Source organism: Ruegeria sp. CF5 (assembly GCF_056537325.1).
Genome location: NZ_JBQFRI010000001.1, coordinates 1,216,169 through 1,242,766, shown reverse-complemented (window position 1 = coordinate 1,242,766; position 26,598 = coordinate 1,216,169). Strand labels below are relative to the sequence as shown.

At 57.6% G+C, this 26,598-nt stretch carries 25 protein-coding genes and 2 tRNA genes; 16 read left to right on the top strand and 11 right to left on the bottom strand.

The annotated features are described in order from the left end of the window. Positions 1–28: 28 nt before the first annotated feature. Together ACR0NW_RS05945 and ACR0NW_RS05940 are read left to right on the top strand one after the other, a co-directional pair. Positions 29–232, top strand: coding sequence for a hypothetical protein (locus ACR0NW_RS05945; protein WP_480448397.1), 204 nt, complete (start codon positions 29–31; stop codon positions 230–232). 272 nt (positions 233–504) lie between these two features. After that, on the top strand, positions 505–2,625 hold the full coding sequence (locus ACR0NW_RS05940) for an adenylate/guanylate cyclase domain-containing protein (RefSeq protein WP_480448398.1): 2,121 nt from the start codon (positions 505–507) through the stop codon (positions 2,623–2,625). Positions 2,626–3,071: 446 nt separating this feature from the next. Here the strand turns inward: ACR0NW_RS05940 and ACR0NW_RS05935 are convergent. From ACR0NW_RS05935 to ACR0NW_RS05905, 7 genes are all read right to left on the bottom strand, one after another. Beyond that, positions 3,072–3,146: transfer RNA gene (locus tag ACR0NW_RS05935), tRNA-Phe, on the bottom strand. Positions 3,147–3,225: 79 nt separating this feature from the next. Continuing rightward, positions 3,226–3,408, bottom strand: a complete 183-nt coding sequence (locus ACR0NW_RS05930) for a DNA gyrase inhibitor YacG (protein ID WP_480448399.1) — start codon at positions 3,406–3,408, stop codon at positions 3,226–3,228. Further along, positions 3,405–4,427 carry a ribonuclease E/G gene (locus ACR0NW_RS05925; protein WP_480448400.1) on the bottom strand — a complete coding sequence of 341 codons (1,023 nt, stop codon included), beginning with the start codon at positions 4,425–4,427 and terminating at the stop codon, positions 3,405–3,407. Before ACR0NW_RS05925 ends, ACR0NW_RS05930 begins: the two co-directional genes overlap by 4 nt. Further along, a complete protein-coding gene (locus ACR0NW_RS05920) occupies positions 4,424–5,002 on the bottom strand; it encodes a Maf family protein (protein WP_480448401.1) in 579 nt (192 codons plus the stop codon). Before ACR0NW_RS05920 ends, ACR0NW_RS05925 begins: the two co-directional genes overlap by 4 nt. Before the next feature lie 10 nt (positions 5,003–5,012). Further along, the gene (infA, locus tag ACR0NW_RS05915) at positions 5,013–5,231 is read right to left on the bottom strand and encodes a translation initiation factor IF-1 (protein WP_005978431.1); all 219 of its coding nucleotides are present in this window, start codon (positions 5,229–5,231) and stop codon (positions 5,013–5,015) included. A gap of 90 nt (positions 5,232–5,321) precedes the next feature. Beyond that, entirely contained in the window at positions 5,322–6,197 is an 876-nt protein-coding gene (locus ACR0NW_RS05910) for a carbon-nitrogen hydrolase family protein (protein WP_480448402.1), read from the bottom strand. Positions 6,198–6,323: 126 nt separating this feature from the next. Next, positions 6,324–7,268 (bottom strand): LysR substrate-binding domain-containing protein, encoded by a 945-nt coding sequence (locus ACR0NW_RS05905; RefSeq protein ID WP_480791512.1) that lies wholly within the window; start codon positions 7,266–7,268, stop codon positions 6,324–6,326. 127 nt (positions 7,269–7,395) lie between these two features. Between ACR0NW_RS05905 and ACR0NW_RS05900 the strand changes: the two genes are divergently transcribed. The 7 genes from ACR0NW_RS05900 (at position 7,396) to ACR0NW_RS05870 (ending at position 15,395) form a co-directional block, all read left to right on the top strand. Next, positions 7,396–8,211 (top strand): enoyl-CoA hydratase-related protein, encoded by an 816-nt coding sequence (locus tag ACR0NW_RS05900; RefSeq protein ID WP_480448404.1) that lies wholly within the window; start codon positions 7,396–7,398, stop codon positions 8,209–8,211. Positions 8,212–8,215: 4 nt separating this feature from the next. Continuing rightward, a complete protein-coding gene (locus ACR0NW_RS05895) occupies positions 8,216–10,294 on the top strand; it encodes an acetate--CoA ligase family protein (protein WP_480448405.1) in 2,079 nt (692 codons plus the stop codon). Continuing rightward, positions 10,291–11,733: a carnitine 3-dehydrogenase gene (locus ACR0NW_RS05890; RefSeq protein ID WP_480448406.1), complete on the top strand. Its 1,443-nt coding sequence runs from the start codon at positions 10,291–10,293 to the stop codon at positions 11,731–11,733. The genes ACR0NW_RS05895 and ACR0NW_RS05890 overlap by 4 nt, the downstream gene beginning before the upstream one ends. A gap of 9 nt (positions 11,734–11,742) precedes the next feature. Next, a complete protein-coding gene (locus ACR0NW_RS05885) occupies positions 11,743–13,719 on the top strand; it encodes an oxidoreductase (protein WP_480448407.1) in 1,977 nt (658 codons plus the stop codon). Between the two features lie 169 nt (positions 13,720–13,888). Then, a complete protein-coding gene (locus ACR0NW_RS05880; protein WP_480448408.1) occupies positions 13,889–14,107 on the top strand; it encodes a hypothetical protein in 219 nt (72 codons plus the stop codon). Positions 14,108–14,388: 281 nt separating this feature from the next. Then, a complete protein-coding gene (locus tag ACR0NW_RS05875; protein WP_480448409.1) occupies positions 14,389–14,982 on the top strand; it encodes a hypothetical protein in 594 nt (197 codons plus the stop codon). Between the two features lie 59 nt (positions 14,983–15,041). Next, on the top strand, positions 15,042–15,395 hold the full coding sequence (locus tag ACR0NW_RS05870; protein WP_480448410.1) for an MmcQ/YjbR family DNA-binding protein: 354 nt from the start codon (positions 15,042–15,044) through the stop codon (positions 15,393–15,395). Here ACR0NW_RS05870 and ACR0NW_RS05865 read toward each other — a convergent pair. Continuing rightward, the gene (locus tag ACR0NW_RS05865) at positions 15,392–16,099 is read right to left on the bottom strand and encodes an ORF6N domain-containing protein (RefSeq protein ID WP_480448411.1); all 708 of its coding nucleotides are present in this window, start codon (positions 16,097–16,099) and stop codon (positions 15,392–15,394) included. The genes ACR0NW_RS05870 and ACR0NW_RS05865 overlap by 4 nt on opposite strands. Positions 16,100–16,574: 475 nt before the next feature. On the opposite strand from ACR0NW_RS05865, the gene ACR0NW_RS05860 reads away from it, so the two are divergent. Next, a complete protein-coding gene (locus ACR0NW_RS05860; RefSeq protein ID WP_480448412.1) occupies positions 16,575–17,123 on the top strand; it encodes an NYN domain-containing protein in 549 nt (182 codons plus the stop codon). A gap of 3 nt (positions 17,124–17,126) precedes the next feature. On the opposite strand, the gene uvrB is transcribed toward ACR0NW_RS05860, so the two are convergent. After that, complete coding sequence (gene uvrB / locus ACR0NW_RS05855) at positions 17,127–19,313, bottom strand: excinuclease ABC subunit UvrB (RefSeq protein ID WP_480448413.1); 2,187 nt, start codon at positions 19,311–19,313, stop codon at positions 17,127–17,129. Positions 19,314–19,644: 331 nt separating this feature from the next. On the opposite strand from uvrB, the gene ACR0NW_RS05850 reads away from it, so the two are divergent. From ACR0NW_RS05850 to ACR0NW_RS05840, 3 genes are all read left to right on the top strand, one after another. Then, complete coding sequence (locus tag ACR0NW_RS05850) at positions 19,645–19,956, top strand: ETC complex I subunit (protein WP_170651228.1); 312 nt, start codon at positions 19,645–19,647, stop codon at positions 19,954–19,956. Beyond that, positions 19,957–20,433, top strand: a complete 477-nt coding sequence (locus ACR0NW_RS05845) for a GNAT family N-acetyltransferase (RefSeq protein WP_480448414.1) — start codon at positions 19,957–19,959, stop codon at positions 20,431–20,433. A gap of 21 nt (positions 20,434–20,454) precedes the next feature. Next, positions 20,455–20,531, top strand: a tRNA-Arg gene (locus tag ACR0NW_RS05840). Between the two features lie 138 nt (positions 20,532–20,669). On the opposite strand, the gene ACR0NW_RS05835 is transcribed toward ACR0NW_RS05840, so the two are convergent. After that, positions 20,670–21,092 carry a tellurite resistance TerB family protein gene (locus tag ACR0NW_RS05835; protein ID WP_170651226.1) on the bottom strand — a complete coding sequence of 141 codons (423 nt, stop codon included), beginning with the start codon at positions 21,090–21,092 and terminating at the stop codon, positions 20,670–20,672. A 224-nt stretch (positions 21,093–21,316) separates the two neighbouring features. Here ACR0NW_RS05835 and ACR0NW_RS05830 point away from each other — a divergent pair, with 224 nt between their 5' ends. From ACR0NW_RS05830 to ACR0NW_RS05820, 3 genes are all read left to right on the top strand, one after another. Continuing rightward, positions 21,317–22,891 (top strand): lysine--tRNA ligase, encoded by a 1,575-nt coding sequence (locus ACR0NW_RS05830; RefSeq protein WP_480448415.1) that lies wholly within the window; start codon positions 21,317–21,319, stop codon positions 22,889–22,891. 48 nt (positions 22,892–22,939) lie between these two features. Next, a complete protein-coding gene (locus tag ACR0NW_RS05825) occupies positions 22,940–23,341 on the top strand; it encodes a DUF4864 domain-containing protein (protein ID WP_480448416.1) in 402 nt (133 codons plus the stop codon). 140 nt (positions 23,342–23,481) lie between these two features. Next, a complete protein-coding gene (locus ACR0NW_RS05820; RefSeq protein ID WP_480448417.1) occupies positions 23,482–25,767 on the top strand; it encodes a glycosyl hydrolase family 28-related protein in 2,286 nt (761 codons plus the stop codon). A gap of 51 nt (positions 25,768–25,818) precedes the next feature. Here the strand turns inward: ACR0NW_RS05820 and ACR0NW_RS05815 are convergent, their stop codons facing one another. Continuing rightward, positions 25,819–26,478 carry a hypothetical protein gene (locus ACR0NW_RS05815; RefSeq protein WP_480448418.1) on the bottom strand — a complete coding sequence of 220 codons (660 nt, stop codon included), beginning with the start codon at positions 26,476–26,478 and terminating at the stop codon, positions 25,819–25,821. Positions 26,479–26,598: the final 120 nt, after the last annotated feature.

Below are 26,598 nucleotides of genomic sequence, written 5' to 3'. Positions count from 1 at the left end.
GACGTTAAGTTGAAGGACTATTGTGTGGGTGGCTGCGCTTTTTCCGCAAGGTATAGTGGAAACGGAGCGATGCAAAGTTCCTTTCCTGGAGTCGGCAAAATTAGCTGTCGGCAGATTTGAAGCATTCGATGAAACTATCGCCAATCTCTTTAATATATATATTCACGCCAGCCTGAATGCGAAGGTCAGCCTTCCAACTGCCAGCTCGCTGCTGCGCACTTGCCGCGAATGACCGCTTCCCACCCTCCCAACAGGCAACCTCGCATTCACAGCACGAATTTGGCGACCGCGGCGAAGGTCGGCTTGGTGGCCCGCTCGCCAAACAGGCGCTAAAGCCGCGAAGGTCAATGGTCGAAACCTTGCAGCAGCTTCATGTGTGTTTTCTTGTTTCGGTGTGGGCAATTAACTAAAGCCGAATACTTGCTCCGGTAATCGCTTCACAAGCAGATCTTTTTGTTGAAATTAACAGTTGCGTGAGTTTTCAGCATTGAAGCGAAGTAAGCTTTGCTCTTCGAACTGTCTCAACTCAATACTAAAGCACATGTCGCTACTTGCGGAGTTTTAGTGCGAATTAGCGTAGGCATCGCTGTTTCAATACTGGTTGCTATATCCATCGGCGTGTCGACGGTTATAGTTCACTCCCTGTGGTGGAAAACAGCGCGCGACAATAGCCGCATGCTCGCAGCCGAGATCAACAGTCAAATTGCAAACACCGTTCGTATCGAGGTGGGTGTAACGCTCAGGTCGGCCGAAGCCGCCTGGGCAGCCGTACGCACGATATTTGTCCAAAACGTTGTCGCGACGCGACAAGCCGACAAGAGAGAGTTCGTGTTCTTATCACAATTGCAGGCGCAACCGAATATTTCATGGATTTTCTTCGGTTGGCCCGATGGAAACTTTTTCGCGTCACATCGTTTAGGTGACAGCGGGCTTGAGATGATTGAAATCGACAAGGATATCCGTGAAAGGATGTTGCGAAAGGATCGCTATATCTTCATTCCAGGAGACATCCAGTTCGAAGAGCGAACCTTTACCGAAACATCTTACGATCCACGCGAACATGCGTGGTTTGAAAACTTTATGGGCCTTGAGTCCACGGGATGGATTGAAGCGCGCGACCTCCCGGAGAGTAACAAAACTGTCTACACATTTGCTGGTGCGATAGACGTCAACCGAAAGCGGCAAGGCGTTCTGGCCGTGGCGATCGAAACGGATCGACTTTCGCGCTTTCTGGCGACTCTTACGCCCGGCGAATTCGGCGCAGCGTTTGTTCTGGATGCCGATGGTAAAGTGATCGCGATACCCGATGCGGAAGCAGATGAGGTCACACCCGCACGCATGGGTGAGGGTAAGCTTTATGAGGTCGCCAAGATCGCCGGTGAAAAGCTGTTGGGTGACCCCACAGCGAACGCCTCCGGTTCGTTGTCTAAGCGTGTTGTCATCGAAGGTGTGCCCTACGCGGTTGCTCTGACGCCATTGGGGTTCTACGGCTGGCGCGTTGCCACCGTCATCCCCGAAGCTGCCTTTCTTTCGGATATCGACAAGACGCTGATAAACCTGATCTATATTCTGATCGGTGTGGTTGTTGTTGCCGCCGGATTGGCTATCTGGTTGGTTCGCACAGTCGTCGCAAATCCGTTGGCATATATCGCCGAAGACCTGAGCAAAATAGAACGCTTTGACGTCGAACGCATTTCGCGCAGGCCCTCCAAACTCTCTGAGCTTGAAAACCTCTCTGCTGCGACCGCAAGTATGGCTGCAGGTCTATCAGCATTCCGCAAGTATGTACCTACCGATTTGGTGCGCATGCTGGTTGCCGAGGGCATCAAGACTCAGCCAGGCGGAGACATAAAGCAGATTTCCGTGCTATTTTGCGATGTCACGGGTTTCACAGGTCTGTCTGAAAAACTTGGCCCCAAAATCGTCCAAATGATGGAGCCTTTCTTCAACGCGTCCTCAGCGGCCATCGCTCGTAATGGGGGAACTATCGACAAATTCATGGGCGATGCTGTGATGGCCTTCTGGGGCGCGCCGCGCAATGATACCAACCACGCCGAAAACGCCTGTCGCGCGGCACTGGACCTTATCGCCGCTGTAGAGGAGGCCGGAATTGAAGACGACTCTGGCAACCCCCTGCGCGTCAGGATCGGGATAAATAGTGGCGAAGCTCTGGTCGGCAACATTGGGTCAGAGCAGCGTTTGAATTACACTGCAATTGGCGATGTGGTGAACGTTGCCAGCCGATTAGAGGGAGCCAACAAGGATTACGACACATTGATCCTGATTGGTCCAGAAACCCGACGCCAAGCGGCTAATAAGATTTTGGTGCGCGAACTGGACACGTTAACAGTATTTGGGCGCACAAAGGAGTTGGTGGTCTACGAACTGATCGCGATGGCGGATGGGATTGACGGATCGCTTGCGTGGATTGAAACCTACGAACAAGGCCTTGCACACTATCGAGCAGGGCAGTTTGAAAAAGCTGTTGCTGCTTTTAAGGCCGCTGATCAAGAACGAAACGGAGATCCCACCTCGGTGGTCATGATGTCCCGCGCCCGAGATTTGTTGGAGTATCCGCCACCGGAAGATTGGAACGCAGTTACGAACACCAATAAGAAGCGGTAGTTTGCGGGGCCCGCAGACGCTTATTGTCTGTTGAAGATTGGAACAGAGAGAGATTTTGCAGCGACAAACAATTGCAAGGTATGCTTTGCTGCTCAATGCTGCCGTTCGATGTGCTGGATGCTGCAACCGTAGTGAACGACAGCTGTGTGGTCATCTTGCTTATGCGCCCCGCGCATAGCCACTGCCAATAACCCCGCCTCTGTCTGCCAATAGCCGCGCCGCGCCAATAACAGATCACTCGCTTGCAGCGAATGTCGGCTGCGTGGCCGAGCCCAACAAATGTTCACGTCGAGTTGTCCGGGAAATCGTGCCAAATTGTCCGAAAGCTGCTGCCGCGCTATAGACATGACCGCGAGCAGCTTAGACGAGTGGGTGGATATTTAGGTGGATATACTTCGCTATCGATCTGGATTTAGCATAGAAATCAATTGGATATAAAATGTATGTGGTGCCCGGGGGCGGAATCGAACCACCGACACGAGGATTTTCAATCCACTGCTCTACCCCTGAGCTACCCGGGCACGGGAACGGCGTTTGCCGTTGGGTGGACGCGTTCTATGACTTGCACCACGCAGTGTCCAGAGGCTTTTTGACATTTTTTTAGTGCGGTCGATCCGATCCGCCAGCCTCGGGGTTTTCCACCGTGTCAGTATCGTCTTCTCGCTGCGACGGAACCGAATACGAGCCGTTCAGCCACTTTGCCAGATCGATATCCGCGCAGCGTTTCGAGCAGAACGGGCGGTACTTATTGTTCGTCGCTTCTTCGCAGATCGGGCAGCTCATTTCAGTGCCTCGACCAGCGGAACGCGCCCGCGTTTTCGCTGCAATTCGAAATGGCCCAAAGGGGTCCAACCGGCAAGTATCGTCTCTTCGGGATCGCTCCTGAAGGCCGCGCGCAGCGTAGACTCGAACCCCCGGCGATCTTTCTTGGGCATCGGGGCCAGATCGAGCGTGATCTGGCCGCCCAGCCCGCGGATTCGCAATGCGCGGGGCAACGCCTTGGCACATGCGAAATTGGCCTTGGTACCGGCTGCCAGAGATGTATCGCCCTTGGTATTCACATCGACGGCCACCAGTGCGCGGGTTGGCTGGATGTGCAACAGCCCGCCGCCGGGCAGGGGCTCATCCTGACTTTGGGCAGTTTCAAGTGCGTCCAGAACGCCGTGCACTTCAAAGTCGCCCGCCTTGGTCGCGATTTCCGCAGGTTCAGTCCAGTCGCGCCAGGCCAGAACGTGCGGGCCGTCGCCCTCGCTCAGCACTTCGGGTTCAGTTCCCGCATCATTCAGAACCTGATCGGCCAGAGCCCGCATCGCAGAGATATCCTCGGCGACCTCGTCGGCATCCGCATTCTGACAACAGGACCGCAGGATGAGGCCATGTGCGCAGTCGCTCATGTGGTCGTGCGCGATTTCAAGCAACCTATCACGTTCTTCATCGTCGTGAATGCTGCGTGATATGTTCAAGCCCGGTGCATCCGGCGTCACGATCGCATAGCGGCTTTTGAAGAGCAGACGGGCAGTAACCGGAGTTGCCTTACCCGGCTCGGGATAGCCTGTGACCTGAACCAGCAGCGATGCACCCGGTGCCAAGCCTTTGACCTGACGCAGAAATGCCGGGCCATCCGGTGTCGAGAGGAACATTCCGCCCTGACCTTTGACCGGACGGTCGGCACGGGCGCGATAGATAGTGCCGGGAGGCGGGGCATCTCCGGCAATCAGAAAATCGTCCAGTTTACCATCAACCATCAGCGCAGCGGCCTCGCGACCCTGAATGTGATCCAGAACGATGGTTCGACCTTTCATGAAGCCTCCTGATACAGCGGATACCGTACCGCCTGCAAAAGTGACGCCGTCTCTGAAAGTGGCAAGCCGACGATGCCTGTGAAGGATCCGCTTATCCAGGGAATAAAGGCCCCGGCGGGTCCCTGTATTGCATAGGCACCTGCTTTGCCCTGCCAGTCTTCGGTCGCAAGATAGGCGTTGATCTCGGAATCCGATAACCGCTTGACCTTGACCTGGCTTACGACGTCGCGCTCATACACCTGGTCACCGCGCCGTACGGCAACGGCTGTGATCACCCTGTGGCGGCGGCCGGACAATGCATAGAGGAACTCGGCCGCTTCGGCTGCATCTGCCGGTTTGCCGAGGATGCGGCGCCCCAGTGCCACGGTCGTATCGGCGCAAAGCACGATGTCATCGCTATCTGCCTGAACAGCCTGAACTTTTTCGCGCGCAATGCGAAGACAATACGGGCGCGGCAACTCACCATTCAGCGGGGTTTCATCGATATCGGGGGGGCGAACCGCATCGGGCTGCACGCCAAGCTGAGCCAGCAGGTTCAGCCGCCGCGGGCTGCCCGATCCGAGGATAAACGCCATGTGACTGGCGTTACTTGAAGCGGTAGTTGATCCGACCCTTGGTCAGATCATAAGGGGTCATCTCGACCTGAACCTTGTCGCCGGCCAGAACACGGATGCGGTTCTTGCGCATCTTGCCTGCCGTATGTGCGATGATCTCATGGCCGTTTTCCAGCTCGACCCGAAACGTCGCATTAGGCAGGAGTTCCTTCACGACACCGGGAAATTCGAGCGTATCTTCCTTGGCCATGTTGTCTCCATCATTACGTTGCACCTGCAGAATCTGCAGTATGTGCGCTTAAATGAGCCTATTTTGGCCTTATTTCAAGGGTGGAATTGCCTAAAGGCAACACATTGTGACGGATTGGGCGCGGGGATCCTGCTCGGCCCAGTGGGTGCGGTTCAATACCCTGCCATCCGCACGGACATGTGCAATTGCCTTCAGATCGACATCGGCATAGGTCCAGCCGGGCTGGTTCAGCGTGCCTTCTGCCAGAACACCGGTTTCGGGAAACCCGGTGTCTGGAGGCCCGAAAACCCCGCCCACGCCCGTGTTCATGTCCACCGCTTCGGACCAGTCGTTGCTGCCCACGAGCGATGACATGACGGTAACACATTGATTTTCCAGCGCTCTTGACATGGCGCCAATGCGAACACGCCAATATCCCGACAGGGCCTCGGTGCACGAGGGCACAAGGATCAGATCCGCTTCGCTTAATGCGCGGCCCAGCAGGGGAAACTCGCTGTCATAACAGATCAGGATGCCGATCTTACCCAGGTCGGTATCGAACAGCTTGAGCGGACCGCCGGGGGCGATGTCCCAGTCCTCACGCTCGAACCGGGTCATGATCTGTTTGTCCTGATGGTCGTAGCCACCATTGGGGGTGTAGAGGTCGGCCCGGTTCACCGGACGGCCCTGACCTGTGTTGACGGGCGCTGATGCACCCAAAATGTGCAATTTGTACTCGGCTGCGAGGCGCTTATGTACGATTTGTACATCTTCCATCCGGTCGGAAACGGCGTGAATCGACCGCTCCAGATCCCCGGCAACGTCGGCGCCGTCCAGCGTCGACAACTCCATCGCACCGTATTCGGGAAACACCAGAAGGTCAGCGCCATTCCCGGCGGCTTCAGACACCCAGGCGTTCAGCTTGTCTTCGTACTGCGCCCAGCTGTCGAGCCAGTCGAGCGGGTAGGCGGCGGTGGCAACTTTCATGACAGCGTCTCCGATTGCGCATTCCGGGCGACATTATGCGGGGACATCGCTTGCTGTACAGACCCGATCAGCGTGCAGTGGCCGGGCCGGTGATGAGACCGGGCAGCGGACCATCTGAGCGTTGATCTAGCTGACCTGATCGGACCAAAACTCAGCTGACAGGGTTTTGAACTGTTCATTGGTATGTCTGCATATCCAATTCAGAAAAGCCGCAACATTTGCGTTCTGCTGGTCCCGGACGACCGCAAACAATCCTTGCCTTAGCGCAATGGGCGTATCGAGCAACGGAACCAGCTGGCCTTCTCTGAGGAAATCGGTGGCGGTTCCGATCCAACCCAGCGCGACACCGCGCCCGCTGAGCGCCGCCTGCATCATCAGCAGGTGGTTGTCGAAGGTCGGTCCTAATAACGGCCCCGTTGGTTTGGTGCCGAAATGTTCGAACCATTGCGGCCAGTCGTACCATGATTTGTCATTGGAATGGGCATGCAGCAACGCATGGCCGATCAGATCGGCAGGGCTGGAAACCGCATCTGAACGGTCCCGGTATCCGGGCGAGGCCACGGGCAGAATCTGTTCCCTGAACAACAGATGGGCCTGTAAATCTGGCCAGTCGCCCATGCCAAAGCGGATCGCCACATCAATGCCCGGATCAAGGGTTGCCATCCCGTGATAGGCCGTCACCATGTTGACCTGTATGTCCGGATGCGTTTCGTGGAAGTTTTTAAGCCGCGGCAGAAGCCAGTAGTTTCCATAGGCAAGATTGCAAGAAATCGTCAGGATATTGCCGGTTTGACGGCTGCGCAGCGATTCCGTCTCGGCAGAGAGTTGCGCCAGACAGCCAGAGAGAGAGGCGACATATTCGCGCCCCTCGCGGGTCAGGCTGATCGGACGGGCAGAGCGGTCGAACAGTTTCGTTTCAAGGAAACTCTCGGCCACCGTAACCGCATGGCTTACGGCGGATTGGCTTGTGTTCAGCTCTTCCCCGGCGCGTGTGAAACTGCGCAGGCGTGCCGTAGCCTCGACTGCCAGCAGCGCCTTTAGCGGTGGGATGGTCTTCCAATACTGCATCATGAATTCCCTTCATGATATAATGATCTCTTTCCCCCTATCAATCATGCCGTTTCTCTACAGAAATCAAGGAAATTAGGCGGATGGCAGGTCGGATTCTGCCGTCCCATCATGATTGCAGGAGGATGTCATGACCGGGCTGATTCAGGTAACTGAACATAAGCATGTTCTGGAGGTCGCGATGAATCGGCCGCCGGTGAACGCGATCAACCTTGATCTCAGCACGCAGATGTACGCCGAGTTCAAGCGGCTGAATGACAACGAGGATCTGCGCGTCGGGCTTTTGTCCAGCCTCGGCAATGACAAGAACATTTTTTCGGCGGGCTGGGATCTTAAGGCGTTTGCAGCCGGTGAAAGTGCTGACGATGAAAACGGCTTTGACCTTGGCCCTGGCGGGCTGGGTGGATTGCCGGAATTTTTCGATCTTTATAAACCTGTGGTCGTGGCACTGGCCGGTGGCGCAATTGGCGGCGGGTTCGAGCTGGCGCTGGGTGGCGATGTGATCATCTGTGCGGAGGATGCCTATTTCTGGCTGCCCGAGATGCAGCGCGGTTTCCTGCCCGATGGTGGTGCGATCCAGAAGCTGCATCACCGCATTCCATGGAATGTCGCGATGGATCTGATCCTGACGGGGCGAAAGATGTATGCGGACGAAGCCAAGCACTGGGGTCTTGTGCGGGATGTGGTGCCGGTGGATCAGTTGCTGCCACATGCGCGCGGGGTCGCTGAGACAATTGCGCTGGGCGCGCCATTGGTGGCCGGGGCGCTCAAGGAATACATGCGAAGATATGGGCATCGCTCAGTCGAGGAAAGCCATGCTGCCGTGCGCCGCGCCTGGGTCGGGCGCAGCGACATGCCGCTATACGAACGAATGATCCAGTCGGACGATTTCACCGAAGGCTCTGTCGCCTTTGCCGAAAAGCGTGATCCGAGTTTCAAGGGCTGAGAACATGACGCACCGGTTATCCCCATTGTTCGAGGCCCGTTCGATGGCCGTGCTGGGCGCGTCTGCCCGGTCCGGTTCATTTGGTGAGCGGCTGGCAAAGGCCACCTTGTCCGGTGGCTTTTCCGGACGGATCGACTTTATCAATCCGCGCGGCGGTGAAATTCAGGGGCGCAGGGCTGTGACCTCGATCCGTGATCTGGATCACGTACCGGATTTGGCCGTTCTTGGCATTGGCGGTCCGAACCTTGAGGCTGCGCTGGTGGACGCCATCGACCTTGGCGTGAAATCAGCGGTTTTGTTCGATGCTTGCCACGGAGAAACGCCGGATGGCACCTCGATTCTGGCCCGGCTCAGGGATATTGCCGCAGAGGCCGGTCTGCCGGTTTGCGGTGGGGCCGGCATGGGAGTTCTTAACATCCGGACGGGGCTGACGGGCAGTTTCTATCCTGCGGATCATATGAAACCCGGGGGAATTTCACTGATTGCCCACTCCGGCAGCGTGTTCACCGTGTTGGGAATGAACGACCCCCGGTTTCGTTTTGATCTTGTCGCCTCACCCGGGCAGGAGATCGGCGCGACTGTAGACGAATACATCGATTATGCCGCAGGCCGGGATACGACAAAGGCCATCGCCGTTTTCATGGAAAGTGCACGTAATCCCGAAGGTCTGGTTCAAAGCCTGAAGCGCGCGCGTGATGCGGGCAAACCGGTGGTGATCTGCAAGGTTGGCCGGACCGAGGAGAGCGCGCGGCTGGCCCGTTCCCATACCGGCGCACTGGCGGGCAGCCACACGGCTTACGAGGCCGTGTTCGAGGAATGCGATGCAATCTCGGTCTCGTCGGTGGACGCCTTGATGAACACGGCACTTTTGTGTTCGACCGGGCGCATCCCGGGCCCGGGCGGGGCTGGGCTGGTGACGGATAGCGGGGGTCTGCGGGAAATGCAGGTTGATCTGGCCGAGGAAACCGGCGCGCCTCTGGCCCGGCTCAGCGACACGACGCGCGCCCGGCTGCGCGATGCGCTGCCGCCGGAACTGGAACCCTCAAACCCGCTTGATTGCGCTGCGGACCTGACCGACGAGTTTCCCAAGGTCTTTGACCGGGGGCTGGATATCCTGGCCACTGCGCCAGAAGTGTCGATGCTGGGCTTTGAGGCCGACCTGCGCGATGACTATGTTTATGAACCTGATTTGCTGACCCACGCCAAACGGCTGGTTGATCGCACCGAAAAACCGGTCTTTTTCTATGCAAGTTTCGGTCAGACCCATAACCGAGAGATCGGAGATGAACTGGCAGAGTTGGGCGTTCCCTGTCTGAACGGGGCGGAAAACGCGATGCAGGCCGTTCGGGCGTTCCAGAACTGGGCGGATGCACGGCGTGGGGCGTTGGCCGAGGTGCCGGACGTACTAGAGACTGACTGCGATCTGCCCGGCCATCTTGATGAGGCCGCAAGCCTTGAGGTGCTGGCGCGTTTCGGCGTGCCCGGTGCCACCAGCAGGATTTGTCAGGATGCAGGTGCCGTTGCCGAAGCGGGGGCGGAACTGGGGTATCCGGTAGTGCTGAAGACTGCCGAAGCGGGAATTGACCACAAAAGCGATCTGGGTGGTGTGGTCCTGAACCTTTGGAATGCTGCTGATCTGGATGCGGCCTATGCCCGCCTCTCAACCCGTCTGGGTCCGCGCGCGGTCGTGCAGAGGCAGGCCGAAAAAGGCGTGGAGCTTGCCTTTGGCTGCGTGATGGATCCGGATTTCGGACCGCTGGTCATGGTCGCGCCCGGAGGCACACTGGTCGAGTTGTTCGACGAGCGCCAGTTTGCGCGGGCCCCGTTTGGCGCGGACAAGGCCGAGGCGATGATCCGCAAACTGCGTGTCTCGCGACTGATCGACGGGGTCAGGGGCGAAGCACCCGGCGATATGGCAGGCGCGGCCAGAGCTCTGAGTGCCTTTTCCCTCGCCTGTGCGGCCCTTGCCAGCCAGATATCTGAAATCGACGTGAACCCCGTGATGGTGACACCGACAGGGGCGATGGCAGTGGATGCCCTGATTGTTCCCGCGCAACGCACCGCGCAAGAGGCGGCGGAATGAAGGTCGCGATTGTTGGTGTCGGCGTCATCGGTGGTGGCTGGGCTGCCCGGTTTCTGTTGAATGGTCACGACGTTTCGGTTTTCGACCCCTCGCCGGATGCACCACGCAAACTTACTGAAGTGCTGGACAACGCTCGCGCCAGCCTGCCTGCGCTGTATGATCGCCCCTTGCCGCCCGAGGGCAAACTTACCTTCTCGGCCACTCTGGCCGAGGCAGTTGCAAACGCGGACTGGGTGCAGGAAAGCGCGCCCGAACGACTGGAAATCAAGCAGTCACTTTATGCCGAAATCGAACCTCATCTTGGTCCGGAAACGGTGCTGGCCTCTTCGACGTCAGGCTACCGGCCCAGTCGGTTGCAGGACCTGCTGAAGCGACCGGAACGTCTGATCGTCGCGCATCCGTTCAACCCGGTCTACCTGATGCCGCTGGTGGAGATCGTCGGGTCGGATATCACTCCGGACATACTGAAAACCCGTGCGGCCGACACCTTGCGTTCGATAGGGATGCATCCGCTGGTGATGGGCCGTGAGGTGGATGGCTTTATTGGCAATCGCCTGCAGGAAGCTGTCTGGCGCGAAACGCTGTGGATGGTGAAAGACGGAGTTGCCACCACCGGGCAGATCGACGAAGCGATCCTTTACGGGTTTGGCCTGAGATGGGCACAGATGGGGCAGTTCGACACCTATCGGCTTGCCGGAGGAGAGGCAGGGATGCGCCATTTTCTGGCGCAATTCGGACCCTCACTGAAAGAGCCGCTGACCCATTTGATGGATGTCCCCGACCTTGACGAGGCGCTTGTGGCGCGCGTGGCGGACCAGTCCGATGCGCAATCCGGGCATCTGAGCATTCGGGAAATGGAAAAGGCCCGCGATGCCAATCTGGTGGCTCTTATCCGGGCGTTGAAGCACCGAAACTGCGGCGCGGGCCGGACGATCCGCATACAGGAAACCCATCTGCCAATTCCCCAGAGCGCCGATCTGCCGGTAACCGCGCAACGTGTGATCCCGCCAAGCTGGACCGATGCCAACGGCCATATGAACGAGGCGCATTACATCGAGGTCGCTTCAAACGCGGCGGACGCGTTGACGGAAAGCTGTGGTGTGACCGCCGAATATATCGCAAACGGCAACAGCCATTTCACCGGGGAAACCCACATTCGGTATCTGTCCGAGCTGCACGAGGGCGACATGATCACGGTGCAGACGCAGGTGCTGCATGGCAGCGGCAGGAAAACGCACCTGTTTCACCGCATTCTGGGCCCCGATGGGGGGCTGTCGGCCACCGTGGAGATGATGATCCTACATGTCGATCTGCGTAACCGGCAGGTTTGCGAACCGCTTCCGCATGTTGCCGAAGCGTTGAAGAAGTTGGAGAAGGAACACGCCCATTTGCCCCGCCCGGATGGCGCGGGCCGATCGATCCGAAACCTGAAAGAATAGTACGCCAGCATGAGCCAGCCCTTTCCGCATCTGTTCAAACCGCTGAACATCAGCGCAACCCGTATTCGCAACCGGATCGTATCGACGGGCCATGACACGACCATGCCCACGGATGGCAGGGTCAACGACAGGCTGATTGCATACCATCGCGCCCGCGCGGCAGGTGGTGTCGGGCTGATCGTGACGCAGGTTGTCGGGGTTCACGAAAGTGCCCGCTATACCAGCCATGTCCTGATGGGTACGGACGATGACTGTATCGAGGGGTTCGCCCGTCTGGCCGACGCGGTGCATGCCGAGGGTGCAAAGCTGTTTGTGCAGTTGTTTCATCCCGGTCGGGAAATGACCGAAAGTCTGGACGGCACAGCCCCGGTCGCCTGGGCGCCATCGGTATCCCCCAGCGAACGGTTCCACGTGATCCCGCGCGCCATGACCGGCGAGATGATCGAAGAGGTGATCGCAGGTTACGGCGCGGCCGCCGCCCGGATGGAGCGGGCCGGGGCTGATGGTGTCGAAATCGTCGCAAGCCACGGATACCTGCCTGCGCAATTCCTGAACCCCAACGTGAACCGGCGCACGGACCGTTGGGGTGGAACCGAAGAAAACCGCCGCCGGTTCCTGACCGAAGCCATTGCAAGTGCGCGCGCTGCAACCGGCGCGGATTTTGTCGTCGGTCTGCGTATCTCTGGCGACGAGCAGTACGAAGAAGGATTCGACGCCGAAATTTCCCTCGGCGCGATCCGGGCAGCTGCGGATCAGATCGATTATGTATCGCTTGTCGACGGAACGTCGGCAACATTGGGTGGAGCGGTGCATATCGTACCGCCGATGTTCTACGAACCCGGTTATGTCGCTCCGTTTTCGGCCCGGGTGAAGGCCGCGGTCGATCTGCCGGTGATCGTGACCGGGCGCATCAACCAGCCGCAGGAGGCCGAGGGCATCCTGTCGTCCGGTGCGGCGGACATGTGTGGCATGACGCGCGCGATGATCTGCGATCCTCAGATGCCATCCAAGGCGCAGTCAGGCCATTCTGACGAAATCCGCGCCTGCATCGGTTGCAATCAGGCGTGCATCGGACACTTTCACAAGGGGCATGCGATATCCTGCATCCAGCATCCCGAAAGCGGGAGGGAACTGGAATACTCCACCGTCAGTGCCGCGCCCGACCCCAAAAAGGTAATGGTCATCGGCGGTGGCCCGGGTGGAATGAAGGCGGCGACAGCGGCGGCCCTGCGCGGTCACGATGTAACATTGTACGAGGCCGAGCGGCATCTGGGCGGGCAGGTTCGGTTGGCGCAGCTGATACCGCACCGGGCAGAATTCGGTGGTATCATTACCAATCTGGAACGAGAACTTGGAAACTCGGGCGCGCGGGTCAGAACGGGTATCCGCGTGGATGCAGAGTTTGTTCGGGCCGAAGCGCCGGATGCCGTGATCCTTGCCACCGGCGCGGAACCGTATTGGCCGGAGAACTTTCATGATGATGGTGAGGGGCAAACCTGTACCGCCTGGCAGGTTCTGACCAACGAGGTCAACCCCGGCAGCCGTGTTGTGGTCGCGGATTGGAAAGGGGACTGGATCGGTCTGGGCGTGGCCGAGATGCTGGCACAGGCCGGGTGCCACGTCAGGCTTGCCGTCAACGGGTTGCACGCGGGCGAGGGGCTGCAATCCTATGTGCGTGACGCGACGGTCGCACGTCTGCACGCGCTTGGCGTCGAAATCATACCTTATGCAAGGGTGTTCGGTCGCGACGCGGACAGCGCCTTTTTTCAGCACACCGTGAGCGGTTCTGCGATCGTTCTGGAAGATGTGGACACTCTGGTTCTTGCAATGGGGCATCGCCCAAATGTCGAGCTTGAGGAAGCCCTGTCAGAATATTCAGGTTCCGTTTTTTCAATCGGTGATTGTCAGATGGCCCGTAGTTGCGAAGAAGCGGTCCTTGAGGGGCTGCTTGCCGCGACAAAGCTGAGTAGCGAGGCAAATGCTTGAAGGCGTCAGGCTTAACCGACCCTGATTCCACGGTGTTGAGAGTTTTCCTGCCGGTTTCGCGGACGCTGATAAGCAAAATTCAGCGCAACCCGGCTTTGCCCAATGCGCGCCACATCTCCGCCCAATTTTACTGCTTCCATGATCGAACCACTTATGAGAGTGCATGAGAATGGCGCTGATAGTAATCTTTCTTGGCAGTATCATCGGAATCCTTTCCGCTATTGGGCGTATGGTTTTTCTGGGCGCATCTGTCTGGCAGGGCATCGCAACCTACTTGAGTGTCTCGTTCGGAGTGGTCCTTGTGGCTGGTGTTCTGGCCTTTGCCATTTGCAAGCTCAAGTTGCTGGCCAGTGCGCAACCCGCTACCAATCCTCACGTTCCATCCTGAACGCTGGCGGTCCTCACATAAATTTGTCGGAACTCTGTGCGGAGATTGCGCGCAGTTGTCGCGTTTGCGGTTTCGGGGGAATCTGCGACGGGGTTGAACCCCCCACTGGCAAAGGTTACCAAGACCATCACAATTCCACGAGGCCCCTTCGGTGCGAACGCCGCCTCCGGTGGGCGTAGACACGAGAAATTTGCCAGGTGATAAAACTCAGGCCCAGCATTCTGTTCAAACCGAGACCTTGCCTCGTCGTGGCCAGCAACGGCCGTTCCGGCAGTACGCTGATGTATGAAGCGCTGCGTGAGGCACGCGTTCAGGATACGTGGTGGAAAAAAAAGGCTGGAACCATATTTGAACCCCGCCTTGATCAAGCGTCACTTTCTTACGGGACGGTCGTCAAAACGCACGATTTCCCTGATGCGCTGCGTGGACGTCGCGATGTCAAAGTCGTGTTCTGTTTTGGTCCGACCAGGGATTCTGCGCTTTCGGTGTATTCGACATTGGAACGCTTCGGGGCGGATTGGGTTGAAGAACACCTTTACCATATGAACGCAAAAGGCCCGTTCGAAGACCTGTTCAAATACGACGTTTTGCGCCAGGCCGAGCAGGTAAGAGAGTGGGCAACTTTCGAAGAGGTGCCGGTGTTGTGCGTGCACTATGACGCAATCTGGCGACGGCAAAAGGATATCTCGGATTTTATCGGGTTGGAGTTTGTGCTGCCCGATCGCGTGGGACGAGAGCCCAAGCAGGTGTCCGAAGAGATTCTGGCGGCGGCGTCAAATGTTTATGATCCGATCGACGCCGTTCTGTCTGAACTGCCCGAGGTTTTCCTTGCATCCAGAAAATTCAAGCCGATCGTCGACCGCCTGCCTTGTTGAGGCGTTCATGAAAGATGAGAATTTGATCTTCGACGTGCGCACCAACCGGGAGCGGCGCAATGACCCGTGATGAGTTCAACGCCTTCTGCTCCAGCCTCAAAGCAACCAGTCACGTGGTCCAATGGGGCAATGCGGATGTGTGGAAGGTGGGCGGTAAGGTGTTTGCGATCTGCGGGTGGAACGAAGGGCGCGATGCGTTCACTTTCAAGGCGACCGATCTGGCCTTTGAAGTGCTGGGGGACGAACCCGGCATCCGCCCAGCCCCCTATCTGGCGTCGCGGGGGATGAAGTGGCTGCAGGTCTATGACGAGCGGGGTATGAGCGATACCTCACTGCGTGAGCATATCGTGACCTCTTATGATTTGGTCGTTGCCAAGCTGACCAAAAAGATGCGGGCTGAACTGGGAGTTTAACCCTTCATCGCCTGCAGCAATTCCAGCAGTTGTTTGCGATCATCATCATCCGCGTAATCGCCGGTGGCCAAACGTTCGGCGATGCGCAGGCGCAGGCGTTCCTGCTGGGTCCGGACCTCTTCGCCCGCAGTTTCGGCGAGGGTCTTCATGATCATCGCCACCGCTTGCTGGCGCTTGGTGGTGGGATTGGCGATATAATCAACTAGGCTCTGCTGCCCGGAATCGAGGATGTTTTCGGCCAGATCGCGCAGTTGCTCGCCATTGGGCAGCAGCGGGGCAGGGGTACCCTCGGGCGGCAGAATCTCGGGCAGGCTGCGTGGGGTCTCAGTCAGAGCGTTTGCGCCATCGACAAAGGCCTCGGTGATCATCCGGGTGATCTTGATGGCGCGCGGGTCCTTGAACAGGGCCGAGGCGATGGCTACACCGTAATCCGTATAAACCCACGGATTGACCCGCCGCCCGCCGCGGCCCTTTGGTTTTGAAATCACATTCTGTGATATCAAATCGGCGACCTCGGTGTCGGTGAGTTGAAAGCGATATCCTTCGAACAGGTCCTTGTTGCGCGACACGGCCTGATTGAAGGCGCTGACGGATTTTCCGTAGAACTGCGCCAGATCCTCGGCCAGCACCACGCGGGTGCCGCGCACCCTGTGAATGGCGCTTTGGACCTCATGCGGGCTGGGCAGGTTTTTCGGATTCGTCATCGTAACCACTTGGAATCACAGACTGTGATTTCAAACGTGAAGCAGGGCGCGCTGGGCTGCAACCTTGAACTACAGGTGCGAGATGGGAATTCGGGGAAATACGTTGGGTGATAATGCCCGATAAAATCAGTCAACTATATGTTTTTATTGGATTTTTTTGTTGACATGGGTTCAGGGGTTCTTATATCCAGTCCATACTGAATTCACAGGAACCCAGCTGCAGCAAGCCATCGTAAGCCACAGCACGCAAAAGCCAGCCTCGCGCCAGCAACAGTCAGCCCCAAGCAAGCAATCGCGCGCCAGAGCCAGGCACCCAGCTGAATTCGTTTGATTTTCCGGATACGTAATGTGGTAGGTATGGTTCGAGCAGTGTGGAGCCATTCTTACAGTATAGGCGGCCCGTTCGGGGTTTTCTTGAACGGGATATTGGAATCAACATATTGCAGAGTCCATTAAACTCGTTATCAGCCCTAGCATGATTAAACTGCTGCTTTTGTTGCTAACGTCCGCTGGTGTGACGCTTTGGTCAGCGATGACATTCGGCCCGATTTTGACCCTGCCGTTACTGCTGGGAGCAAGCGGAATCGTTCTGGCCGTCATTCTGCTGCTGAGATCAAGGTTTCGGAAGCCGATCAACTGGGTCGTAGTTGATGGGTCAAACGTACTTTATTGGCAGAACGATGAACCGGCTTTGCATTCGGTCAGACTGGTTATTGAGCAGTTGGTCTTGGCCGGGTTTGAGCCGAAACTGTGGTTTGATGCAAATGTTGGTTATCTGGTTGCCGGTCGCTACATGAACCCCGCCCAGCTTTCAAAGGCACTTCGATATCCAGCGCGTCGAATATCAGTTGCGCCAAAAGGAACACCTGCAGACCCGTTGTTAATCAGCGACGCTGAAAGATTGAAGGCGCGCATTGTAACAAATGATCGCTTCAGAGACTGGCAGGAGCGTTTTCCTCAGGTGGCTCAGCAAGACGTTTTTTTGCGAGGCAGGATCAAGAACAAGCGGGTTCATTTAAAGTAAGCATTACCGCTTCCGCCTCTTCACATTCCCACCCCTTTGCCCCGGCCTGCCAGCCGTCGACCGTCCGCGCGATTTCACTGCATCTTCCGAGGCTTTTTCGACCGCCCATTGGCGCGCCATGGGGTCGTCGGCGACGGCCAGATCTACCGCTTCCAGACGTTTGATCTCATCCCGGATGTTGGCGGCCTCTTCGAATTCAAGATTCTCGGCGGCCATGCGCATCTGATCACGCAACCCGTCCAGATGAGCCTCGAGGTTGGCACCGTGCATCGGTTTGTCGATGGTGGCGGTGACGCGGTTCATGTCGACGTCGCCCTCATAAAGCCCGGCGAGAACGTCCTCGACATTCTTCTTCACCGTCTCGGGGGTGATGCCGTGTTCTTCGTTATAGGCAAGCTGCCTGGCGCGGCGGCGGTTGGTCTCATTTAGGGCGCGTTCCATGCTGCCGGTGATCTTGTCGGCATACATGATCACCCGGCCATCGGCATTCCGCGCGGCGCGGCCAATGGTCTGGATCAGCGAGGTTTCCGAGCGCAGGAAGCCTTCTTTATCCGCGTCCAGAATGGCGACCAGCCCGCATTCGGGGATATCGAGGCCTTCGCGCAGCAGGTTGATGCCAACCAGCACATCAAAAGCGCCCAAGCGAAGGTCGCGCAGGATTTCAATGCGTTCCAGCGTGTCGATGTCCGAGTGCATGTAACGGACTTTGATGCCCTGTTCGTGCAGGTATTCGGTCAGATCCTCGGCCATGCGTTTGGTGAGCGTGGTGACCAGCGTGCGATAGCCGTCGGCGGCGACCTTGCGGACCTCGTCCAGCAGGTCGTCCACCTGCATGGATACCGGGCGGATTTCAACCTCGGGATCCAAGAGCCCGGTGGGGCGGATCACCTGTTCGGTGAAGACGCCGCCTGTCTGCTCGATCTCCCACTTGGCGGGGGTGGCCGAGACAAAGACGGATTGCGGGCGCATGGCGTCCCACTCCTCGAACTTCAGCGGTCGATTGTCCATGCACGACGGCAGGCGGAACCCGTGTTCGGCCAGCGTGAACTTGCGCCGATAGTCGCCCCGGTACATGCCGCCGATCTGCGGGACGCTGACGTGGGACTCATCGGCAAAGACGATGGCATTGTCGGGGATGAATTCGAACAGGGTCGGGGGTGGTTCACCCGGTGCGCGGCCCGTGAGATAGCGCGAGTAGTTCTCGATCCCGTTACAGACGCCTGTGGCCTCGAGCATTTCCAGATCGAAGTTGGTGCGCTGTTCCAGACGTTGCGCTTCAAGCAGTTTGCCCTCACCAACCAATTGATCCAGCCGGATACGCAGTTCCTTTTTGATGCCGATGATCGCTTGCTGCATCGTGGGTTTCGGCGTCACGTAGTGCGAATTCGCATAGACCCGCACATGCTCCATCGTGGCGGCGCGTTCGCCTGTCAGCGGATCGAATTCGGTGATCTGTTCCAGTTCTTCGCCAAAGAAGGACAACTTCCACGCGCGGTCCTCAAGGTGGGCGGGCCAGATCTCCAGTGAATCGCCCCGCACCCGGAAAGACCCGCGTTGAAACGCCTGATCGTTGCGGCGGTATTGCTGGGCGACCAGATCAGCCATCACCTGCCGCTGATCGTATTCGTTGCCGACCTTCAGGTCCTGCGTCATCGCACCGTAGGTTTCGACCGAGCCGATACCGTAGATGCAGGACACCGAGGCGACGATGATCACGTCATCCCGTTCGAGCAGCGCCCGGGTGGCCGAGTGGCGCATCCGGTCGATCTGTTCGTTGATCTGCGATTCTTTTTCTATGTAGGTGTCGCTGCGCGGCACATAGGCCTCGGGCTGGTAGTAATCGTAGTAGGATACGAAATACTCGACCGAGTTTTCGGGGAAGAACCCTTTGAATTCACCATAAAGCTGCGCGGCCAGCGTCTTGTTTGGGGCAAGGATGATCGCGGGACGCTGGGTTTCTTCGATCACCTTGGCCATGGTGAAGGTCTTGCCCGTGCCGGTCGCGCCCAGCAGGACCTGATCGCGTTCGCCATCCTGCACGCCGCCGGACAGTTCCTTGATCGCGGTTGGCTGGTCGCCTGCGGGGGCAAATTCGGTGTGCATGACGAATTGCTTGCCGCCCTCAAGTTTCAGGCGGGCGCGGACATCATCAGCCGTCAGCTGGGTCTTGTCGGAATGGGCGTAGGGCATAGGCAAGCTCCGGGTCAGGCCCTTACATTTGTTCTTATTTTGTCCAACTGCAAGACCTGATCCTGTGTCGCATATGCTGAACACCACTTCGTGCGGGTTGTATCGTCGAGTTCCGTTCTGATTGCCCTTTCCGGGTCATAGCTTTTGCATGTTCAACCTGGGTTGGGCCCATCATCTCTCTGACCTCTTCTTGGTATCGTAGTGAGTGATAAAAGACCCTGATGACAGTTTCTGACATCAGAAAGTACATTCAACCGCGACAATTGCGATCTTGTCCCCGCCCGAGCTCTGACGCATAAACAAGCCCAGCCAAGCGAGTACGGAGAGCCACATGCGCGCACGGATTTACCAGCCTGCAAGGAATGCAATGACCTCGGGCATGGCCAAGACCCGGAAGTGGGTTCTGGAATACGCCCCCGCCTCGGCGCGCGAAGTTGATCCGCTTATGGGTTGGACGTCGTCCAACGATACGCAGACGCAGGTGCGGTTGAAGTTCGACACCAAGGAAGAGGCGCTGGATTACGCAGCGGACCATGGCATCGAGGTACAGGTGAGTGAGCCTCATAAACGCAAGCCGAATCTGCGCGCCCGGGGATACGGCGAAAATTTCGCCACCGACCGGCGTAGCCCCTGGACCCACTGAATGATCGAAATTCGCGAGGATGACCCAACGTCCGAGGTGATGCGCCCGGTCGTACAGGCGCATTTTGCCCACAGTCAGACAGCGGGGCCGGCGGAAAGCAATCACACGATGGATCCCGAGGCCCTGCGCGGGCCGGGAATTCGGTTTTGGGCGCTTTATGATGATGGGCAGCCACTGGGATGTGGGGCGCTGAAATCTTTGCCCGACGGGACGGCAGAAGTGAAATCCGTCCATATCCTGTCTGAAGCGCGCGGGCGCGGATTGGCTAAGGTGATGATGAATCGCCTTGCCGGGATTGCGCAGTCCGAAGGGGTGACAGCCCTGGTTCTGGAAACGGGCGCCGCGCATCTGACGGAATATGATGCTGCGCGCAAACTCTATGAAGCGTTGGGATATTCCTATTGCGGGCCGATCCATGGGTATGAGGATGATCCCAATAGCGCCTTTATGAGCTTGCCTCTTGAACCCCGCCGCTAAAAGCAGCAAGAAAGGCAAAGTGGTCCCGTAGCTCAACTGGATAGAGCAGCTGACTTCTAATCAGCAGGTTGAGGGTTCGAGTCCTTCCGGGATCGCCACTAGTATGAAATGAACAGGTTCGAAATTGGCCCAGCCTGAGACGCGCGCAGAATTTCTGCGATTGGCGCGCAGGATCGTGCGGCCTTTCAGCTGAATTCTGCGCAGTGGTTTGAGTTGGGTTAGTTCGTTAAAACCCGTCAAGTCGCGTGACGTGCCCGCGCACCACGTTCGATGGCAGCGGCGTGTAGCCGGTCGATGTTCAGCTCATACCGAATCTCTTCCAGCAGGCGCAGTTCTGTTTCGGCAAGTTTGCCGTCGGCCGCTGCGACGTCGCATGCAAGCGCATAAGCAGTTTCGTTCAGCCGTTCTGGCAGGTTGTCCCGGATCAGGCCGAACATGGCATCAAGGCCTTCTTCCTGTTCGAACAGATCGAATACAATCTGCGAGACACGCTTCATCCGGTCGATGTCGTATTCGGCAAAAACAGGCAGCATGTTCACCGCAGTTTGGATTTTCACCAGTTCCGCCGTGCGAATATTTTCATCGGATGCTGAAATCGCAACCATGATCGCGACAAGGCAATCCTGCGGGGTCATTGGGTGGGGCGCTTGCTCGGTCATGATATTGTCCTGCTGAATATATTCAGCGCAAGATACGGGCCGCCATGAGGGTGTTCAACTCTTATGCCGCATAAATGCGAAAATTACATAAACAGGGCCACTGCAGCGGGATTTGCGCTGTTTGCCGGGTCTGGCGATTGACTCATGCTGCGATAGCACAATAGGAGGGTTCGGGCCGGTCGCATGGGGTGATCGGCGCTGTTCCCCGATGGAGATCGAAATCAATGTCTGAACTGCGTGAAACCGCTCTTGCGTCCAAGGCCTGGCCTTTTGAAGAGGCGCGCCGGGTGCTCAAACGCTATCAGAAATCTCCGCCCGAGAAGGGATATGTGCTGTTCCAGACAGGGTATGGCCCATCGGGGCTGCCGCATATCGGTACGTTCGGCGAAGTGGCCCGGACCTCGATGGTGCGTCATGCCTTTGAGCAGATCAGTGACATTCCGACCAGACTGTTGTGTTTCTCGGACGATATGGACGGTTTCCGCAAGGTGCCGACCAATGTTCCGATGCAGGAAGAACTGAAAGAGGATCTGCATCTGCCCCTGACCAAGGTGCGCGATCCGTTCGGCACGCATGAGGGGTTCGCGCAGCACAACAATGCGATGCTGTGTGATTTTCTGGACAGCTTCGGTTTTGAATACGAATTCGCGTCGGCCACCGATTACTATACCTCTGGCCGCTTCGACGAGATGTTGCTGACGGCGCTGGATCGGTTCGACAAGGTTCAGGAAATCATGCTGCCGACCCTTGGGCCTGAGCGGCGCGAGACCTATTCGTGCTTCTTGCCGGTCAGCCCGAAAACCGGGCACGTTTTGCAGGTGCCGACGCTGGAGCGGAATGTGGCCAAAGGCACCATCGTCTATGAAGAGCCGGACGGCGAGAAGGTCGAGATTCCGGTCACTGGCGGTAACGTCAAAATGCAGTGGAAGCCGGACTGGGCCATGCGCTGGGCAGCGCTGGGCGTGGATTATGAGATGTCGGGCAAGGACCTGATCGACTCGGTCACGCAGTCATCGAAAATCTGCAGGGCGCTGGGCAAACAGCCGCCTGAAAGCCTGAGCTATGAGTTGTTCAACGACGAGCTAGGACAGAAAATTTCTAAATCCAAGGGCAATGGCCTTTCGATGGAGGAATGGCTGACCTATGCGGCGCCCGAAAGCCTGTCCTATTTCATGTACCAGAAGCCAAAGACGGCCAAGCGGTTGTATTTCGACGTAATTCCGAAGGCGGTTGACGAATATCACCAGCAGTTGCGCGCCTATCCGGGGCAGGAGCTGAAGGCGCAGCTGAATAATCCGGTTTGGCATATCCATGGTGGTCAGGTGCCTGAATCCACCCTGATGGTGCCGTTTGCGATGCTGTTGAACCTCGCGTCCGTATCAGGTGCCGAGGACAAAGAAACGCTGTGGGGCTTTGTCCGTCGTTATGCACCTGAGGCAACCGCCGAGACGCATCCTGATCTGGATCAGGCGGCTGGCTTTGCCGTGCGGTACTTCAACGACTTTGTTAAACCGACGCGCCAACATCGTGCCCCAACCGATCAGGAACGCGAAGCACTGGAGGCGTTGAAGGCCGAATTGCAGGCCTATGACGGGCCGATCGAGGATGAGGCGCTGCAATCCGTGGTCTATTCGATCGGACGTGAACGGTTTGACCCGATGCGGGGCTGGTTCACGGCGCTTTATGAAGTTCTGCTGGGCGCAAGTCAGGGCCCGCGATTTGGTGGCTTCATCGCGCTTTATGGCGTGCCGGAAACCATTGCTCTGATCGACAAGGCGCTGGCCGGAGAGCTGGTCTGATTTGACCTGAATTCACATGGGGCTACCTGATCGACAGGAGGTGGCCCCATGCGTCGTTTCATGTTTGCAGTTGCTCTGTGGTTTGCAGTGGTCGCGCCTGCATGGGCTCAGAACGCCGAGATCGAGGCGAACATCAAGGCGCAGATGAGGGCGTTCGAGGCGGATGATTTCGCGACGGCCTTTACCTTTGCAAGCCCGAATATTCAGCAGTTCTTTCGCACGCCCGAAAACTTTGGCGCGATGGTCAGAAATGGCTACCCCATGGTCTGGCGACCGGCCGATGTTCGCTTTCTGGAATTACGCGAGATCGCAGGCGCGCTTTGGCAGAAAGTCATGGTCATCGACGGGGCAGGGCAGGTTCATCTTTTGGATTACCAGATGATCGAACTGGAAAACGGCTGGAGGATCAATGCAGTGCAGATCCTTGGCGTTTCGGACCCCGCGGCCTGACGCAACACCACCGTCACGATGATATGAGCACCGGTTAATCCCTTTCAGATACCCAAAAGCCCGCGTTCGGGAATGGCCCGGACCCGGCCAACGACGTGCGTCGGCATGCGGGTGCCGCGCAACTGTGAAAGGGATTTTTTATGAACAAGGCAATCACCGATGGCATCGTTTTCATGCCGCCTGCGTTTGTGAACGGGCTGGATGTATGGTCAAGCGGCGACGGGACCGCCGGTTCGCCCAGCTATCAGGGATCTGGCATCGGAAATTTTGCCCCTTCCGATTCTCATTTCGGCGGTTGTCTGGAGCTGATCAAGGTCAGCGCAACCCAGCAGCTGCGTTACATGGGGCAGACACCTTTGCTGCCGGGGTGTTACCTGCGCGTAACTGCGCGTGTGAAGGCGGTTAGCGGACCATTGCCGGTTGTCCGGATTGCAGGTTGGGCTGGCGGTGCGGGTGACGCTCATGTCGCCGGTCTGATCGAAAAAGGCCCGGCGATTCAGCTGACGAACTACGGTGAGGTGACAGAGGTGACCGCGATCGTCGGCACAGGGTATCGGCCCGGCGTTGATATGTCGTGGGGGACACAGGCCCTGTACGGACATTTCGGTCTGAACCTCGAAGGGCCGAATGGCTCGGTTGTGCGTGTGGACGATATCCAGATCACGGATGTTACCAAGGTGTTCCTGCGCGATATGCTCGGTGTTGTCGATGTGCGCGACTTTGGCGCGGTCGGAGATGGCGTGGCCGACGACTCGGCTGCTTTCGAGGCAGCGGATCAGGCCGCCAACGGTCGCCGGGTCTTTGTCTCGAAGGGGACATACTTTCTGGGCAACACGACAAGCATCAATTCGGAAATCGAGTTTGAAGGCACGGTTACGATGCCTGCGGACAAGATTTTTCTTTTGACCAAAAGCTTCGATCTGCCGACCTATGTCGCAGCTTTCGGCGACGAGTCACTGGCCTTTCGCAAGGCCTTTCAGGCGTTGCTGAACAATTCGGATCACGAATCGCTTGATATGGGCGGGCTCAAGATCGCGGTCAGCGAACCGATCGATATGCAGGCGGCGGTTCCGAACAAAACCAGCTATGCCACCCGTCGGGTGATCCGCAACGGCCAGCTTGATGCCCAGGACAGCAACAGTTGGAATACGGTTTTCTATAATTCGGTCGCAACCTATCAACCGAGCGATCCCTACAAGCTGAAAAATGTGGCCAATATCGCGAATATCCCGGTTGGCTCATTGCTGCGCGGCAGCGGTGTCGGGCGCGAGATTTATGTCCGCTCCAAGAACGAAGGCGCAGGTGAGATTACGCTGAGCGGACAGCTGTTTGGCGGAGGCGGCACGCAGAACTATGAATTTCGAAACCAGAAATATCTGCTGGACTTCAAGGGTTTCAGTTCGCTTCAGAAATTCGGCATGGAGGGTGTAGAGTTTCAGTGCAATGGCCGTTGCAGCGCCATCCGTCTGGCCCCCTCTGGCTCGACCTTTTCGCTGAAGGATTGCTTTATCAGCCGGCCAAAGAACCGCGGGATCACTTCGATCGGAAGCGGGTGTCAGGGAATGCTAATTGACGGGTGCCAGTTCTTGTCGTCGGAGGATGCCAAACCGGTGCCGGACCGCACCACCATTGCCCTGAACGCCAATGCCAACGATATCAAGCTGCGTCACAACCGGGCCACCCGGTTCCGCCATTTCGCCGTGCTGGGCGGGGCCAACAACATGGTTCTGGGAAATCACTTCTTTCAGGGTGATTCCGTCGCAAACGGCGTGCGCACGGCCGGTTTGGTCATGATCGGTACCTACAGCAGTTCGACCATCGCCGAGAATTACGTCGACAACTGTCATATCGAATGGACAAACGAGCGTGATCAGTTTCCGGACTTTACCACCGGATTTTCGTTCAGCGCCATGAGCGTCACCGACAACATCTTTCTGTCCGGCGATGTTGCGCCGTGGTTCAGCTATATTGTGGTCCGTCCTTATGGGACCGGTCATTTCCTTAATGGTTTTTCGGTCACCGGAAACAAGTTCCGATCGATAAATGGGAAAATAACCCGGGCCGAACGGATCGATACCACGTATGCAGGGCTGGATTTGAACCGAACCACGCATGTGCAGTTCGAAGGCAACACCTATCACAACGTGACGCACAAAAGCGCCAACCCGCTGCGCGTGATCCACAGTCAGAACACGGCTGCGTTGAGTTGGACCGTTGGTTCGGAGGGAAATTTGCCGTTCGGCGCCCGCGCCAGAGGGTGCGACAGCGTTGTAGCCCATGGTCCACTTCGTAACGGGAACAACGCGGTCCGGTATGCGACACAATATGTGGACCTGCAGCAGGGCAGCAGCGGTGATCAGGTGCGCTTGAACTGGTCTGATGCCGTGAAGGGTAAGGTCTCTGTCACGATGCGGATAGATGTCTGACGCACCTTTACTGCAGGTCGCCGGTAACGGCGGCCTGTTCTGGCGCGGGGTTCAAAATGCGCGCCACAGAGCGAACTTCAGACCGGTTCCCCTGCGGGCCGAGTTACGCTCCAGCCCCAGCACCCAGATGGTTTCAGAGGATTTCGGGCGGATCATCACCGACGGTCTGACGCTCCAATAAAACGGTTTGTCGGAAACATGGGTCGTTTCGATTTGCAGAAGGGGATCCAGCCAGCGCTCGGACGTCACGCCAACGGTGAAATCCAGTTTGCGCGCCAGTTTCTCGTGCGAGCGGTATTCCAGCGCGGCGTCAACCGCGGCCCAGCCATTGCCCCAACCGCTCTGAAAGCCTTTGCCGTAGGACAACGTGGTTTTGTAAAGCGCCCACGCCTTGTCCCGTTTGTGATAGGCACCGACGCCAAACTCGGCGGCCAGTCTGCCCGCACTGCCAAAATCCTTAACCGGAAACCGGGCAAAAATAAGCGCGTGGCCGTACAAATCCTGATGTTCCTCGGCATCCAGCCCGACCGTAAGCCATGTCAGCGCGCCGTATTCAAAATAGGCGGAGGATTTGTATTTGTACTCTCCTGCATCTGTTTTGAACCCGGTTGCCGACAGCGCCCAAAACCCTTTGCCCTTGTCGCGCAGCCACGCACCGGCTTCGACAGGTGCCGGGACCATAAGTAGTAGGATTGCAAGCAAGCGGACCATGAACTTCCCTTCCGGGCGCAGCATCCGCAACCTTGGTTAACGCTTGGTTAGTCAGTTGGTAACTTCTACGAAACATTTCGTTCCGGAAGTCGCTGGATTGCCAAGGAAAATTGAGAAAAC